This window comes from Streptomyces sp. GbtcB7 (assembly GCF_019091445.1).
In the GTDB taxonomy this organism is placed as follows: domain Bacteria; phylum Actinomycetota; class Actinomycetes; order Streptomycetales; family Streptomycetaceae; genus Streptomyces; species Streptomyces mirabilis.
On sequence record NZ_JAGXJM010000529.1, the window covers coordinates 1 to 242 of the forward strand.

Here is a 242-nt window from a genome sequence, read left to right on the forward strand (position 1 = left end):
CGACCGCCCCCACGGCCAGGACCGCCACGATGACGGCGGGCCGCGCGATGGGCCGATCGTTGAAGCGGCGGTTCCCCAGCCAGATGAAGGCCGGCGTGAGCGCGAAGGAGGCGTTGCCGATCGCGATGGCCACGGCGCCGCCGATGCCGGACGCCCACGAGATGTAGGCGAACGTCGTGGCGGTGCCGCAGAGATAACCGACCGCCCAGAGGCGCCCGGCGCCCGTGTCCCGGCGTCGCAGG

Annotated in this window: 1 protein-coding gene; it reads right to left on the reverse strand. The window is 74.0% G+C overall.

The window, feature by feature from the left end:
* On the reverse strand, positions 1 to 242 hold a 242-nt coding region (locus KVT44_RS56705), incomplete at both ends, for a hypothetical protein (RefSeq protein ID WP_217577121.1).